Source organism: Rhodopila globiformis (genome assembly GCF_002937115.1).
Lineage (GTDB): Bacteria > Pseudomonadota > Alphaproteobacteria > Acetobacterales > Acetobacteraceae > Rhodopila > Rhodopila globiformis.
The window spans coordinates 103,087-118,411 of record NZ_NHRY01000260.1; the positions used below are offsets into that span (position 1 = coordinate 103,087).

At 69.7% G+C, this 15,325-nt stretch carries 8 protein-coding genes; 3 read left to right on the forward strand and 5 right to left on the reverse strand.

Translation table 11 applies throughout. The features are described from left to right. The first annotated feature begins 471 nt into the window (after window positions 1-471). Complete coding sequence (locus CCS01_RS28115) at window positions 472-3,429, forward strand: PAS domain S-box protein (RefSeq protein WP_158258649.1); 2,958 nt, start codon at window positions 472-474, stop codon at window positions 3,427-3,429. Window positions 3,430-3,822: 393 nt separating this feature from the next. On the opposite strand, the gene CCS01_RS28120 is transcribed toward CCS01_RS28115, so the two are convergent. Beyond that, window positions 3,823-5,358, reverse strand: coding sequence for a CYTH and CHAD domain-containing protein (locus CCS01_RS28120; RefSeq protein WP_104522082.1), 1,536 nt, complete (start codon window positions 5,356-5,358; stop codon window positions 3,823-3,825). A 250-nt stretch (window positions 5,359-5,608) separates the two neighbouring features. On the opposite strand from CCS01_RS28120, the gene CCS01_RS28125 reads away from it, so the two are divergent. Together CCS01_RS28125 and CCS01_RS28130 are read left to right on the forward strand one after the other, a co-directional pair. Further along, on the forward strand, window positions 5,609-7,150 hold the full coding sequence (locus tag CCS01_RS28125) for an ArnT family glycosyltransferase (protein WP_158258650.1): 1,542 nt from the start codon (window positions 5,609-5,611) through the stop codon (window positions 7,148-7,150). 59 nt (window positions 7,151-7,209) lie between these two features. Then, a complete protein-coding gene (locus CCS01_RS28130; RefSeq protein WP_104522084.1) occupies window positions 7,210-8,775 on the forward strand; it encodes an FAD-binding oxidoreductase in 1,566 nt (521 codons plus the stop codon). Between the two features lie 387 nt (window positions 8,776-9,162). Here the strand turns inward: CCS01_RS28130 and CCS01_RS28135 are convergent, their stop codons facing one another. From CCS01_RS28135 to CCS01_RS28150, 4 genes are read right to left on the reverse strand one after another with little or no spacing between them, the layout of a single operon-like run. Continuing rightward, entirely contained in the window at window positions 9,163-10,413 is a 1,251-nt protein-coding gene (locus tag CCS01_RS28135) for an oligosaccharide flippase family protein (protein ID WP_104522085.1), read from the reverse strand. After that, window positions 10,410-11,795, reverse strand: coding sequence for a hypothetical protein (locus CCS01_RS28140; RefSeq protein WP_104522086.1), 1,386 nt, complete (start codon window positions 11,793-11,795; stop codon window positions 10,410-10,412). Before CCS01_RS28140 ends, CCS01_RS28135 begins: the two co-directional genes overlap by 4 nt. Continuing rightward, a complete protein-coding gene (gene galE, locus CCS01_RS28145) occupies window positions 11,785-12,771 on the reverse strand; it encodes a UDP-glucose 4-epimerase GalE (protein ID WP_170114676.1) in 987 nt (328 codons plus the stop codon). The genes CCS01_RS28140 and galE overlap by 11 nt, the downstream gene beginning before the upstream one ends. A 6-nt stretch (window positions 12,772-12,777) precedes the next feature. After that, on the reverse strand, window positions 12,778-14,982 hold the full coding sequence (locus CCS01_RS28150; protein WP_104522088.1) for a GumC family protein: 2,205 nt from the start codon (window positions 14,980-14,982) through the stop codon (window positions 12,778-12,780). Window positions 14,983-15,325 lie beyond the last annotated feature (343 nt).

A 15,325-nucleotide genomic window follows, 5' to 3' on the forward strand; every position in this document is an offset into this window, starting at 1 on the left:
GATCGTCCGGCATCGGTGCCCGTTCTTGCGGGAAACCGGCAAATGCGCCTGTTCACCGGACCTTTCCGTTCCGCTGCCCTGTTTCCACCACGTGCCCCATTCCGCAGCAGCGGACGGCGTGCATCAGGCTCCGCGCGCCTGCCCGCAACAGGATGATCCCTCCCGCAACATAATTGGCGTCATGGTTCCGCACGTTCCTGTGGTATGCTGGAAACACATGGCGGGCCACTCTTTCATTCTCCGCCGGCTACCTGTTTGAATTGAAACTTTTTGCCAGTGTGTTACTGCTTCGCGCCACGTGTATCCGCCCGCAGCACAGGTTCGCGGAGCCGGATCTTTCGCTGATAATCCGCACGGCGTTGCCTGCCAAGTTGCCGCGAAGAGGCTTTGATCGACATGACACCATCGTCGTCCACCTCAACCCTCGAACACGGTGTGGCAGCATCGTTAAATTGGAGAGACGACGGATGGTTGTTCAGCGCGATCTGCGCGCTGCTGCTGATCGCCGTTATCGCTGTGACGACCTTCATCATCGGCCTGCCCTACATGCGGGAGCGGCTGTCGGCCGCCAGCTCGGTGGAGCACACCTACGAAGTGATCGGCACCATCGGTGACTTTCTGCTGGGCATCCAGAACCTCGAGTCCAGCCAGCAACACTACCTGCTGACGCGCGACCAGGCCGCGCTTGCTTCCTATAACCGCGGCGTTGACCGGGCACGCCGCGGCCTTTCCCAGTTGCAACAGCTGACGCTTGACAACCCGCACCAGCAGGACCGGCTGCACACCCTGCAGGATCAGGTGCACGGCCTGCTGACGATCACCAATCGGGCCAACGCGGCGGCGGACAGCGGCAACGTCCGTGATGCTGCCGACATGATCCAGGCAGGTGACGCTGCGAAGCTCCGGAATGGCATTCGTCATACCGTGGACGACGTAGTTGCTGAAGAACAACAATTGCTGCGGCAGCGCCGGGACGCGCAGGCTGATCTGTATCGTCGCACCGTCGTGGTCTTCATCGGCCTGTCGGCGACCGCCGCCGGCGGCCTGCTGCTCGGCGGCTTCGCACTGGCCATGGCGCTGCGCGCGGCACGATCCGCCCGGCGCGAAACCGCCGAGCGCCAGCGCCTGCTTGCGATGATGGATCTTGCCGCCGTCATGCTGCGCGACTTCGACGGCATCGTCCGCTTCTGGTCGGAAGGTTGCCATCGGCTCTATGGCTGGACCGCCACCGAGGCCGTCGGGCGCCCGGCGCATGCACTGCTGCAGACCGTCTTCCCGATCCCGCAAGCCGAAATCGAGGGCCGGCTGCGTCGCGACCAGGAATGGAGCGGCGAGCTGCGCCAGAAAACCAGGGATGGCACCGACCTGATCGTCCAGGCCCGCAAGCTGCTGCGTCCGGGCGCGAACGGGCAGGTGCCGTTGATCATGGAGAACGTCACCGACGTCACGCCGCAGGCCCGCGCCGAAACCGCCCTGCGCGAGAACGAGGCCCGGCTGCGCCTGGCGCAGCAAGTCGGCGGCATCGCCAGCGCCGACTGGACGACGTCGGAACCGCGCGCGCTGTGCTCGGAGGAATTCCGGCGGCTCTACGGCCTGCCGCCGCAACAGGACGCCATTACCCAGGCCGCCTGGCTGGACCTGATCCACCCCGGCGACCGCGACCGTGTCGCAACCGAAATGCGCGCGGTTGCCGAACACACGGACAGCGTCGCCTCGGAGTTCCGTATCCGCCGCGACGACGGCGGCCAACGCTGGATCGCCATGCGCGCCGTCTCGTTCGCCGCCAATGGCGGCAAGGCGCGGCGGGTGATCAGCGCGCACCAGGACGTCACCGACCTGGTCGCCGCCCGCGAGGACCTGACGGCGCGGCGGGACGACCTGGAACGGCAGGTCGCCGAACGCACCGCCGCCGTGGCCGAAGCGGAAATGCGCTTTCGCGCCATCTTCGACTCGCAGTTCCAGCTCATCAGCCTGCTGGCGCCGGACGGCACCACGCTGGAGGTCAACCGCACCGCCCTGGAAACCGGCGGGCTCGCGCGCCACGAGGTGGTCGGCCACAAGTTCTGGACCGTCGGCGGGTGGCCGCGCTCGGAACGCGAGCGCCTGCCGGAGGAGGTTGCCGCGGCCGCCGCCGGCAGCCCGGTCCGCCGCGAGGCCGAACTACACGGAACCAACGGGCGCAGCATCTGGATCGACTACTCGCTGAAGCCGGTGCGCGACGCGGCAGGCGGCCGGGTCGAATGGATCATCGCCGAGGGCCACGACGTGACCGAGCGGCGGGCCATGGCCGAAAGCCTGGCGCAGGCCAAGAAGATGCAGGCGCTCAGCCAGCTCGCCGCCGGAATTGCGCACGATTTCAACAACATCCTGCAGGCCGTGTCCGGTGCCGCGACCATGGCGGCGCGGCGGCCGGAGGATCACGACCGGGCGCGCCGGTTCGCCCAGATCTCGATCGACGCCGCCGCCCGCGGCGCCGCGATCACCGAGCGCCTGCTCTCGTTCGCCCGCCAGGGCGAGATGCACACCGAAGCGATTCCGGTCACCAGCCTGCTCGGCAACCTGCGCGAACTGCTGACCGGCAGCTTCGGCAGCGCGATCACGGTGCAGACCGCGATCGCGCCCGACGTGCCGATGGTGCTGGCCGATCGGGCGCAGATCGAGACGGTGCTGGTCAATCTCGGCACCAATGCGCGGGAAGCCATGCCGCAGGGCGGCACGCTGACGCTGTCGGCCGAACCGGTGCATGTCGTGCGTGGCGGCCCCTTCCCGGCCGATGTCCCGCCCGGCGACTACGTGCGCATCGCCGTCGCCGACACCGGCGTCGGCATGAATGCAACGACGCTGGCGCGCATGGCCGAGCCATTCTTTTCCACCAAGCAGCCCGGCCAGGCCATCGGCCTGAGCCTCGCCATGGCGAAGGGGTTCGTGGAGCAATGTGGCGGCGCGTTCACGATATCCAGCACCCCGGGCGCCGGCACCACCGTCAGCCTGTGGCTGCCCCAGGCGGCCGAGGAAGCGCAGGTGCAGGCCGGCACGGACCTGGACGGCCAGCACAGCCTGATCCCCGCCCGGGTCCTGATCGTCGATGATGACGATTTCGTGCGCGAAGTGCTGGCGGCCCAGCTCGAAGCGGTCGGCTTCGCCACGTTGGTGGCCAGCAGCGGCAACGAGGCAGTCGCCCTGCTGGAGTCCGGCGAGACCGTCGACGTCCTGATCAGCGACCTGGCGATGCCCGGGATCAACGGCATCGAGACGATCCAGCGCGCGCGGGCGCTGCGGCCCAGGATGCCGTGCTTCCTGGTGACCGGCTATGCCACGGAACAGGCGGCGCCGGCGGATGAGAGCGTGTTCACGTTGCTGCGCAAGCCGGTCTCGGCCGACACGCTGGCGCGCCAGATCGAAGCCGCGGTTCGCGCGACGCGCGGATAGAGCCAAGCCACGGCCTGGCTCAGACGCACAGGCGCTGACGACGGCCAAAGGGCGGCCGTCCCCGATCGTCATGCCGGGCGCAGGCCCGGCATCCACGCCTTGCGGTGCCGCTATCGGCATAGGCGTGGATGGTGGGCCTTCGCCCCATTGGCGTTAAAAATGGGGCTGGCTGTTGCCTCCTCGTCATGGCCCGGCTTGTCCGGGCCACCTATTCCAGCACTGTGCCGCGACAGGTGGCCCGGACAAGCCGGGTCATGACGGAATGGCAAGCATCGTGCCGCCGCCACGCTATTTTAACGCCAATGGGGCCTTCGCCTACCATGACATTGTAGAAATGGCCGTGCCCGCAACCCCTATTTCAACGCCTATGGGACGCCGGCCCACCATCCACGCCTATGCCCAGAAGGGCGCCTGGCCACGGAAGCGTTTCCAGCGCCTGGCGAGCCGGTCCAGGGCCGCGTCGTGCCGGCGGCCGAGCTGCTGCGTCAACGCCCCGACGGCCGGCACCAGGTCGGGCCGCGACCCGTTGCCCAGGCGATCCGCCAGTCCGGGGGCGGTCACGGCATCATTCATCTCGCCCAGCAGCTTCTGCAGCTTCTTGCAGCGCTGCAGATAGGCATCCACCGCCTCATCCGGGTAGAGCGAGCGCAGGTAGTCGACCCCATACCGCAGCTTCTTCAGCGACTTGCGCAGCGCATGCCGATCGGCATCCGAGGCATGCGGCAGGCGGCGGCCCCGCCGGTGCACCTTGCGCGCCATCCGGTCGAGCAGGCGGGGCGCCAGATCCACCATCAACTTGTGCAGCGCGGCATTGCCCGGCACAGCGTCCTGTTCCACCCAGGCCGCCATGCCAAGCGCCAGGGCGGTGAACGCCGGCGCCGTCACGTGCGCGGCGAACTGCCGGTGCGCGGCCTGCCGTTCGGCATGGGCAGGCGGCTGCAGCAGGTCGCACCAGCCTGCCGTGTCCGGGTCGCGCATCGCCTCGGGCAGCACCTGCAGGCAGAACACGTCCCAGTCGCGCGCCTGGCCGAACACCTGGCCGACACGGCGCAGTTCCGCCTGGAACCGGGCGGCGGCGTAGGGCTCCAGGCACGGCGCGAACAGCGCCAGGGCGGCGCGCAGGCGGCGGATGGCGACGCGCATCTGGTGCACGCCTTCGGCATCGCCGGACAGCGCCGCCTGCTGGTTGGCCAGCAAATGCCCAAGCCCGGCGCCGACGATCCGCCGGAACGCCTCGGCCGCGCGGATGGTCCGCGGCAGGACGATGTCCCATGCTTTCCGCACCGCCGGCTTCTGGTTGTGCCTCAGCCGGTAGCCGCGCGCGGCCTTGCTCTCGCTTTCGATGGTGAACGGAACGGCCGCATGCAGCGCCAGCGCCCAGCGAAACAGTGCGGCGGGGGTCCCCTGCTTCAGCTCCAGTTCCAGTTCATGAACCGGTGTGCTCGCTTTCCCCGCCTTGATCACGCCCTCGTCGAGCGCCGCTTCGACGACGGTGCCGGCATCCAGCCGCACGGTATGGATCGTTCGGCGGATATCGGTGCTGACGACCGGCTTCACCGCCAGTCCCGGCGGCAGCCGATCCGCCAGCCTGGTGCCGGCCAGCAGTCCCAGGTCCGGTTCGCTGGCTTCCATCGGCCACTCGAACTCGTCCCGGTCCGCGGCGGCGCCGTTGCTTCGGCCTGCCTTCACGGTCTGGATATGGCGGCCATCGGCGCAGCGGACGCGCAGGCTCAGCCCGGACCGGGCAATTGCTTCGTCAGGCGTGTCGAAATAGCTGGTGAGCTCGTGGCGAGGCGGCGGGGTCTCGCCGCCGGCGCGTGCTGCGACCGCGGCCACCAGGGCGGCGGTGCATTCGGCAGGGACCACGAGCTTCAGCTCCAGTTCGCGCGGGGGATCGGGCACGCTGGCTACGGACGGCTGCTGGGTCATGGCGTTTCAACGCAGCAGCGGCGCCATCGGCTGAGCGCAAAATGCAGCGACCCGGCATCGTCGATCGGCATCAGAACGATATTGAGTCAAAATGATGAAGCCTCGCTTCGCGCGCCGGGTCGGGCTATCGTCCGTGGCTCAGGCCTTGCCACGGTTCAATGCGTGATCAGACACCCGCCTCGCGGCAGCGTCACCGATGCCTGCCGCAGCCAGGCCGGCCTGGCGTCGCGCTGTCGCGGCACGCCTGCGCATGAGGTCGTCGGATCGCGGAGACATCGCTATTCCAAACCTGCTTGCCCTTCCTGTCCGATACCCCGCTTTGGTGCTGGCGGCGGCGCAACTGGGTCTGCATATCTGGTGCAACGGACACTACGGCGTGTTCCGCGATGAGTTGTATTTCATCGCCTGTGGCTGGCGGCCGGACTGGGGTTATGTCGACCAACCGCCACTGATGCCGCTGATCGCGGCTTCGTCCTGGCACATCTTCACCGGCAGCCTGCGCGGCCTGCGTGTTGTGCCCGCGCTCGCCGGCGCGGCGACGGTGGCGCTGACCGTGCGGGCGGCCGGTGAGCTCGGCGGTGGCCTCTATGCCCGTTGGCTGGCCGGGCTGTGCGTCATGGCCGCCGGTGTGCTTCAGGTCTTCAGCGTGCTGCTGGTGACCGACACACTCCAGCCGCTGCTCTGGACCGCATTGACCCTGGCGCTGATGCCGGCGTTGAGTGGCCGGAACGGGTGGTGGTGGGGCGTCGGCGCACTGGCCGGCCTGGCATTCCTGACCAAGTACATGGTGCTGTTCCAGGTTGCGTCACTCGGGCTCGGCATTCTTGCCATGCCGCAGCGGCGCGTTCTGGGGACACACGGGCCTTGGCTCGCGGCGCTGCTCGCGCTGGCAATCGCGGCGCCGAACCTGGCCTGGCAGGCCGCGCACGGCTTCCCGTTTCTTGAGCTTGGCGCCAATGCGATGGCCGGCAAGAACATCGTCCTGTCGCCGCCGGCGTTTCTGCGTGAGCAGGTGTTGTCCTTGAATCCGGTGACCGCGCCCGTCTGGGCCGCCGGGCTCATCGCGCTGCTGACACAGCGAGCCTTTGCCGGATTGCGGTGGATCGCGCTCGGCTGGGTCGCGTTGATGGCCATGATGCTGATGATCCACGCCAAGCCATATTATCCCGCGGCCTGCTATCCGATGTTGATGGCCGCGGGCGCCGTCGCGCTGGAGGCATGGCTCCGGCCGCGCCCGCTTCGCGCCGCCGTCGTTGGGACGGTGATCGTCGGCGGCGTCGGCCTGGCGCCGCTGTTCCTGCCCGTGCTGCCGGTCGAACGCTTCATCGCCTATCAGCATGCGCTCGGGCTGGAACCCTCGACCGGCGAGAATCGCGCGCTGGGCACGCTGCCGCAATACTATGCCGACATGTTCGGCTGGCACGCACTGGCGGCGAAGGTGGCGCAGGCCTATGCCGCCCTGCCGGCGCAGGAGCGGGCCCAGGCCGTCTTCTTTGCCGGCAACTATGGCGAAGCGGCGGCGGTGGAGGTGCTCGACGCCGGCACGGTGCCGGTGATCAGCGCGCACAACAATTACTTTCTCTGGGGTCCGGGGCGGTACGACGGCAGCGTGGTGCTGCTGCTGGCGCGGCCGGACCGCGTGCCGATTGGCAAATTCGATAGCTGTTCGCCCGTGGGTATCACGAACGCCGCCTATGCGATGCCGGACGAAACCGGGAAGCTGCTGCTGGTGTGCCGCAACCGGCACAGGCTGCCGCCGGTGTCATGGCCAGCGTTGAAACACTATGACTGAACGAAGGCCGACCGCTGGAAGCCAAGCCGTTTGGAATCTGATCCGAAGGAGATCATGTCATGGATGGCCGCCTGAAATTCTACGGTTGGGGCATTGAGAACACCGGCCTGGACGAAGCCGAGCGGGCGCGGTTGTTCGGCTTCATCAGCAGTCGCCTCGGCGTCGAGCCTCGTGAGGTCGCGCCGCCGCGGACGGCGGACATCACCCTGCGCGCCCCACGACTGAGCCTGCCCGCCTCCCTGGCCCCGGTGCTACAGGACGGCCCGTACGAACGGCTGCTGCACACCTATGGCAAGTCATTCCCCGAGACGGTGCGCGCCTTCGACCGCGACTTTGCCAACGCGCCGGACCTTGTCGCCGTGCCGGCGAACGAAGCCGACGTCACCGCCGTGCTGGACTGGGCAGGCTCGGCACGTGTCGCCGTTATCCCGTTCGGCTGCGGCTCCTCGGTCGTCGGCGGGGTCGAGCCTGCCGTCGGCGACCGCTATGCCGGCGTCGTCAGCCTCGACCTGCGCCGCCTGGACCGGGTGCTGGAGGTGGACGCGACCAGCCGCGCCGCGCGCATCCAGGCCGGCATCCTCGGCCCGGCGATCGAGGCGGCGCTGAAACCGCACGGCATGGCGATCCGGCACTATCCGCAGAGCTTCGAGTTCTCCACCCTGGGCGGCTGGATCGCCACCCGCTCGGGCGGGCACTTCGCCACGCTGTACACCCACATCGACGATTTCGTCGAAAGCGTGAGGACTGTCACCCCGGCCGGGGTGATCGAATCGCGCCGCCTGCCCGGGTCGGGCGCCGGGCCAAGTCCCGACCGCATGATCATCGGCTCGGAAGGCGCGCTCGGAGTCATTACCGAGGCCTGGATGCGGCTGCAGCACCAGCCACGCTTCCGCGCCGGCGCCGCGTTCGGCTTCCCCGACCTGTTCGCCGCGGCCCGCGCGGTGCGCGCCGTCGGCCAGGCCGGGCTCTACCCGTCGAACCTGCGCGTCATCGACAACGACGAGGCCGGCATCTACGGCGTCAACAACTACGAGGAATCGCTGCTGATCCTGGGCTTCGAGTCCAGCGACCATCCGGTGGACGCCTGGATGGGGCGGGCGGTCGAGCTGATCCAGGACCTCGGCGGCCGGCGGCATGCCGATGACGGCGCGGTGCTGCGCTGGCGCACTGCGTTCATCCGCATGCCTTATGCGCGCGAACTGACGGTGCCGCTGGGCGTGATCAACGACACGTTCGAGAGCGCGGTGACCTGGGACCGGTTCGAGGCCTTCCACACCGCCGTGCGCTCGGCGACCGCGGCGGCGCTGAAGGAGGCGACGGGGCGCGAGGGAACGGTCTCGACCCGGTTCACCCATGTCTATCCCGACGGCCCGGCGCCGTACTACACGTTCAACGTCCGCGGCACGCCGGGCCAGCTGCTGCAGCAATGGCGGCACATCAAGACCCGCGCGTCGGACGCGCTGATCGCCGCCGGCGGGACGATCACGCACCACCACGCGGTCGGCCGTGACCACATGCCGTGGTACCGGCAGCAGCGCCCTGCCCTGTTCGGCAAGGCGCTGGAGGCGGCGAAGGCGGTGCTCGACCCGGCGGCGATTCTCAATCCGGGCGTGCTGGTGCCGTAGATGACGCGGCGATTTCTGGCGAGGTCTCCTGCCCGGGAATGACGCGGCCGTGGCCCATCCCGTCATGGCCCGGAGAAGTCGCATCGGCGCTGACTTGGAGGGACAGGGCCGGGTCCTTGCCCTATCGTCATGGCCGGGCGTGTCCCGGCCATCCACCCCCCCACCGTTGAAGCGCAGATGGCCGGGACACGCCCAGCCATGACGGTGAGAGAACGGCCGCGGCGCCAAATCGTTCTCCGGCCGTCGTCTTATCCTGATACGCATGGTGACACGCCCGGCCATGACGATAGCGCGACGACCCTGCCCTGTTCCCCCTGAAGTTAGCGCCGATGCAGACAAGCCGGGCCATGACGGTGAGGGAACGGCCGCTTCCCATGCAGGCCGGTGTCACAACGCCGTCGCGCGGATGCGGAAACCGCCGGTCAGCGGCCGCAGCAGGCCGACGCCCAGCGCCTGCGCGTTCGCCCACAGCGCATAGGGGCTGACCAGAACCTGGCCGACGGTCCAGATCATCACCGCCTGCCAGGAATCGCCGGGCCGCAGCACCACCACCCCCAGGCAGGCGGCCACCATCGCGGCGAGGTTGGCATACAGGGTGAAGCGCACCTGGCCGAGCGCGACCAGGGCGACCCCACCGGGAAACATCAGCGTGGACAGCGCCATCAGTCCCACCAGCGGCAGGGCCGCCTGCCCGGCCGCTCCCCAGCCGGGTCCCATCAGCAGCCCGACCCCGCGCTCCAGGCCCAGGGCCAGCAACAGGCAAAGCGGCAGCACGAGGGCAGCGGAAAACCGCACCCAGTGGTCCACCTGCGCCAGCAGCTTCGGCTGCGCCGTCTGGTGCTCGGCCAAAGCCGGCAGCATCAGCCGCCACAGCGCGGAGAACACCAGCTCGCGCACCGTATCGACCAGGCGGAACGCCAGGTGCACCTGCCCCAGCACCGCCGCCCCTGCGCTGCCGCCAATCAGCACGGCGAACAGCCGGTAGCGCGCGATCAGCACCAGGGTGGAGGCCGTCAGCGGCATCCCCACCGCCAGCAGCGACCGCACCGTCGCGCCCTCGAAGCAGAGCGCCGGAAGCCAGCCGCGGCTGCCCAGCAGCACCAGCGCGCCGCAAGCCGAGGTGACCGCCTGCTGCACCACCAGCGCCCAGGCCCCCGCGCCGGCCAGCGCGGCCGAGACCCCGACGGCGGTGCCCACACCCTGGCCGAGGATGGTGCGCAGCGCCAGGCGGGCATAGGCGCGCTCGCGGGTCAGCATGCCCTGGACGACCCCACCGGCGCCGACCAGCGGCAGCGCCGCCGCCAGCACCAGCGTCATCGGCACCAGCCGCCCGTCATGCAGCAGCCGCGCGAGGCCCCAGCCGCTCGCCGCCTGCAGCAGCATCGCCACAAAGCCGACCGACAGCGAGGCCCAGAAGGCGCTGGAGAGCATCCGGTCATTGACCGCCAGCCGCTGCACCAGGGCGTCGGCGAACAGCCCGTTGACCGCCACCCAGAACACCACGTGTACCGCGGTCGCCGCGGCACCGATGCCCAGTTCCGCCGGGCCGATCAGGCGCGCCACGACGAATGATGCGATGAAAGACAGGGTGGCGGCGACCAGCGCCTCCAGGCCCGACCACAGGGCGTTGCGCCTCATGGCGGGCGGCGCAGCGACAGAAGGGAGACGGCGGCAACAAACGGCGGCAGCCACATGACCCGGGCCTGGTAGCGGTCATGCGGGCCGGACAGGGCGCCGGTGATTGCGGCGCCGACGGGCAGCACGGACAGCACAGCAGCCAGGAAGCCGGCACAGGCCGCGCGGCGGCGTAGCGCCACGGGCAGCAGCAGGAGGCAGGCGGCGACGCCGGCCAGGGCGGCGGCGCGGTGGACCTTCGCCAGCACCGGCGGGACGGCCAGTCGCCCGCGCTGCTGCCGCGCGGTGGCATAGGCGGCACGCTCGGCCGGCGGAAAATCGCGCGCGATCCAGGGCGTGACCTGGATCGGCCAGGGTCCCAGGCCGTCGCCGCTGGCGAACCGGGCCAGTTGCGCCAGCGTGTTCGCCAGCGCCGCCCGCGCCACGCCGGCCGCATCGGCGGCGATAGTGGCCGCAATGATGGCGCCGGCCTCCCGCGAGACCGCTTTCGGGCCGCCGGCCAGATACAGGGGGCTATCCGGCTCCCAAAGAAAATCGTCGGATGTTGGCGGCATCCGGTCGAGGAACCCGCACAATCGCCAACCCGCTGCCGGGCAATCGCGTCGCAGGACTGCAAGGCCCGGCCCGTCATACAGAACGCGGGCAAGCAGGAAGACATTGCCGAACGGCGCTATGGCGAAGCGTCCGTGCGCGGCGAGGTTCACTGCGCAAAGGGCAAGGATCGCCAGGCCGACGGGCAACAGAGTCAGGTGCCAGATCCGCCGCCCGGCCATCCGCGCTTCAACGGTGGGGGGCGGATGGCCAGGATTCCGCCCGGCGGTGGTGACGGGCCGCCACGGCGGCACCACCCGCCTCAGGACCAGCAGCAAACCGGCCAGCGTGGCCGCCAGCGGCAGGCTCGACAACTGGCAGGCGATCATGAACGACGCCAGTCCGGCCAGGGTCACCCGCTCCCACCGGCGCAACCGCTCGGGCACCAGGGCCAGCAGGCACAGCGCCAGGACCAGCAGCGGCGTAAACACGTCGGGCATCAGCGTGCAGGCCAGCCACGGCAGCCAGGTTCCCAGAGACACGGCCGCCACCAGCGCCAGGAACACCGTCTCGGACAACCCCGGCGCAAGGGCGCGGCAGGCCAGCCGCAGGACCCACGCCGCCAGCAGCGCCTGGACGACAATTACCGGCCAGGTCGTCACCGTCGCGTGCAGCGGCAGCATGAACAAACTGTAGAAGACCGGCCGATCCCAGCCGGCGTAGCGGTGAATGGCCTGCGAGAGGTAGGTGCCGGTGTCGGCGAACACGATCGGGTAGCCGTTCCACAGTGCCGGCCACAGCAGCATCGCCGCCGCGGCCGGCACGGACAGAACGGCCGCCCGGTCAGTCGCCATAGCCGCTCGGGTGGGCTTTTCGCCAAGCGAACGCCGTGCTGACGATCTCGTCCAGCGCGGCATGCACCGGCTTCCAGCCCGCCTCCTGCGCCCGCCGGGACGAGGCCACCAGCACCGCGGCATCGCCCGGCCGGCGCGGCGCGATCCGGTGCGGCACCGTCAGGCCGCTGACCCGCTCCACCGCGGCGATCACCTGCCGCACCGAGTGGCCGGCGCCGTTGCCCAGGTTCCACACAACCGAGCCGCGGTCCAGATGCTCCAGCGCCAGCAGGTGCGCCGTCGCCAGGTCGGAGACGTGGATGTAGTCGCGGATGCACGTGCCATCGGGGGTCGGGTAGTCGTCGCCATACACCTCCAGCGCCGGGCGGCGGTCCAGCGCGGCGTCGATCACCAGCGGGATCAGGTGCGATTCCGGCCGGTGGTCCTCGCCCAGCCGCCCGGCCGGATCAGCGCCCGCAGCGTTGAAGTAGCGCAGGCAGGCATAGCGCATCCCATGCACCTGACCCGCCCAGTGCAACGCCCGCTCGATCATCCACTTGCTGTCGCCATAGGCCGATTGCGGGTCGATCCGCCCGTCCTCGGGAATCGGCGCCTCGCCGGGCTCGTTGAACAGCGCGGCGGTGGAGGACAGCACGAAGCGCATCACGCCATGGCGGATGCAGGAATCGATCAGCCGCATGCCGTTGGCGGCGTTGTCCAGCAGGTAGCGCATCGGCATGCGCATGCTCTCGCCCACCTGCGACAGCGCGGCGAAATGGAACACCGCCTGCCAGCCGCCCTCGGCCAGCACCGCGTCAATCTGTTCCACATCCGCCAGATCGGCCGCCACCAGCCTGGCCTGCGGCGGCACCGCGGCGCGGTGGCCGGTGCGGAAATTGTCCATCACGGTCACCGAGGCGCCCTGGTCCACCAGCGCGGCCACCAGATGGCTGCCGACATACCCGGCCCCGCCGGTCACCAGAAAACGGCCAGTCATCATCCACTACCCCCTGTCATGAGCCCGGTAGCGGCGATGATACATTCCCGCATCCGGCGAACCGGAGCGAAGATGCGCACGGGGATCAACTCTTGTCAGTACCGTTCCGATGACCCTGGCGCGGGAGTCGTACAGCACGTCCAGCGCGTGATGCAGCTCGGCCCGGCAGGTCCACCGCCAGCGCACGCACATCAGCGTGGCATCGGCCAGCGCCGCGACGATGCGGGCGTCGGTCACCACCTCGACCGGCGGCGCGTCGAGCAGCACAAGGTCGTATCTGGCACGGACGTCGGCCAGGAGCCGGCGCATGTCCTCCGACAGGAAGAAGCCCGCCACGTCCCCGCCCGGCTTGCCCGCCGGAATGACATGCATGCCGGTCAACGGATCGTTCTGGACCACGCTCTGCCAGTCGATCGTGCCGCGCAGGATGTCCAGCAGACCCGCGACCGGCCCGCGGGCGGAGGCAAGCTGCAGCACAGGCTGCCGGACATCGCACCCGACCGCCAGCACCCGCTCCCCGCTGAGCTGCGCCGATCGGCCGAGCGAAACGGTGAGGAGGGACTTGCCTTCGGCCGGACGCGCGGCCGTGACCGCCACCACCACCGGCCGATCGGCTGAGAGGGACAGGGCGGCGCGCACCGAGCGGATGTGCTCGGCGAAGGCGGTCAGCGGCCGCCGCGTGGCGTATTCGTCGATCGCCAGATGCCCGAGCGCCCGCCGGCCGACCTGCGGGATCGCGGCGTAGCAGGGCAGCCCGGTCATCGCCCGCAGTTCGTCGCCGCTGTGGATCGTGTCGTCGGTCAGGTGGAGGATATAGACCAGCAGCAGGCCGATGAAGACGCCCGCCGCGCTCGCCGCCGCCAGGATCGGGATTGTCTTCGGCGCACTGGGACGCTCGGGCGGGATCGCCTGGGAGATTTCGTGCGCTTCCGGGAACTCGATCCAGGTCTGGTGGGCGACCTGCTGCGTCCGGTCCAGCACCGACTGCAGCTGCGTTCGCGCGGCCTCCAGGTCGCGGTTCATGGCGTTCAGCGGGATCTGCTCGCGCGCTGCCCGCTCGGCGGCCGTTTCGGTATCCTGCAGCGCGGCTTCCAGCGACCGGACGCGTTCCGCCGCGGCGTGCTGGTCCGCCTCGATCGACGCCACCACCCGGGCGGTTTCCGCCGCCACCGCCCGCTGGCCTTCGGCAAGCTGGCGGTTCAGCCCCTGGACCTCGGGGTGCGCGCTGCCCAGGCGGCCCTGTACGGCCTGGAGTTCTGCCGCCAGGCGCTCCTGCTGGGCGCGCAACTGCACGACCGACGGCGCCACCGCGGCCTGGGCGGCGGCCCCGCGCTGGCCGCGCGCCGCATCCAGCTTGCCGTCGGCGCCCGCCAGTTCGGCGCGCGCCGTGTCGAGCGCCTCCAGCAGGCGGGTGATCTGCTCGGTGTCGGTGCCGGCGTGGATGCCCTGGCTCAGCGCGTGGCTGGCGCGGTACTGGGCGATCTTTTCCTCCGCCTGCCGCACGGTTTCGCGCAGCGTCCGTGCCTGGTCCTCGAACTGCCTCTTCACCTCGTCCACCTTGCGATGCCGATCGGCGTAGAGGCCCTTGATATAGGCGTCCATCGCGTTGTTGGCGCCGTTCGCGGCGACGATGGGATCGCCGGCGGTGAAGGTGACCTGCAGGACGTGGGAGAACTTCACCGGCGCGGCATGCAGGGCGGCCTGGACAGCCAGCAGCGTCAGCTCAATGCTGCGATTCCGGCTCGGCCCGACCGGGGTGACCGCCTCGTCGTCCTCCAGCCCGAGCAGAGCGGTCAGCGTGGCCCAGGCGCGATGCAATGGCCCCGGCGGTCGCAGCGAGGCGTTGAAGATCGAATCGGCAAACAGGTTGCCGCGTTCGGCGACACGCTGGGCAATGCGCAGGCTTTGCAGCACCTCGGCCTGGCTGGCCATCACAGCCTCGGTGATCGGCTCCTGCCGCGCCGCGTTCTGGTAGTCGCTGGCTTGGTAGATCAGTTCGCCGGTGGCGGTGTAGAGCGGGGTGACCTGCTGCAGGATCAGGCCGGCGCAGAGCGGGACCAGCAGGCTGGTCGCGAGCAGCGTCCAGCGGCGCTGACGAATGACCGCCAGGAATCCGGGCAGGCTGTCCTGCCATGCCCCGGGTGGGCCGTCCGGGCGGGACGGCCTGGCGACGGGCGCCTCGCTCCTGAGATCCGTTGGGCTGTCAGGCATCCGCGGTGATCAGCCTTTGTTGCTCGCGGCCGGACGCCGCTGGTCCGCCGACGGGTGATGAAGACCATCGTGGTATCGCGGAAATGCTTAATATTTCGCTAACAGGACGCGGTCTTCACTGGCTCCGCTATGGCCAGGGCACGGCCGTTGCTACCCCGTCATGGTGGGCGAAGAACCACCATCCACGCCTTTTGCCGATACCTGCACCGCAAGGCGTGGATGGCGGCCCGGAGCCTGTGCCCGGGCTTGTCCCGGGTAGCCGCCATGACGATGAGGACAGGCCACCTGTGCGTCCCAACCGACCTGCGGTCTGCTGTAGCGCCTACCCGCCCAGACACGACGG